The organism is Streptococcus oralis (assembly GCF_001579025.1).
Taxonomy (GTDB): Bacteria; Bacillota; Bacilli; order Lactobacillales; family Streptococcaceae; genus Streptococcus; species Streptococcus oralis_X.
The window spans coordinates 1-320 of record NZ_KQ970253.1 but is presented as its reverse complement, the minus strand read 5'-3'; the positions used below and the strand labels follow the sequence as shown (position 1 = coordinate 320).

Genomic DNA, 320 nt, shown 5'->3' with positions numbered 1-320 from the left:
TATCCGTTACTTTGAGGTAACCAGTTGGGGCTGCTTCCTCATGGAAAGTGTAGATGCCTGGTTCAAGATTCAGTTGCTTAGGTTGGTCAGTTGAAGTCCAGCTTTCTACGGCTGTACCTTCAGCTTTTTCGCCCTTGTAGATCTTAATCTGTGCACCAGCGATTTCTGTTCCACCAAGGTTAACCTTGCTGAAGGTAATCGTACGTGGACTGTCATCATCTTTATCGGTTACAGTTACTGTTGAGCCGTTGGCTACAACTTTGTTTTCTTCACCCTTAGAGTCTTTCTCACCAACGTTTGTCACTTCCACTGTGCCGTCA

1 protein-coding gene is annotated in these 320 nt (G+C 45.6%); it reads right to left on the bottom strand.

Going from position 1 to position 320, the window contains the following annotated elements; genetic code table 11:
* On the bottom strand, positions 1-320 hold a 320-nt coding region (locus tag SORDD27_RS09490; RefSeq protein WP_155718902.1), incomplete at both ends, for a SpaA isopeptide-forming pilin-related protein.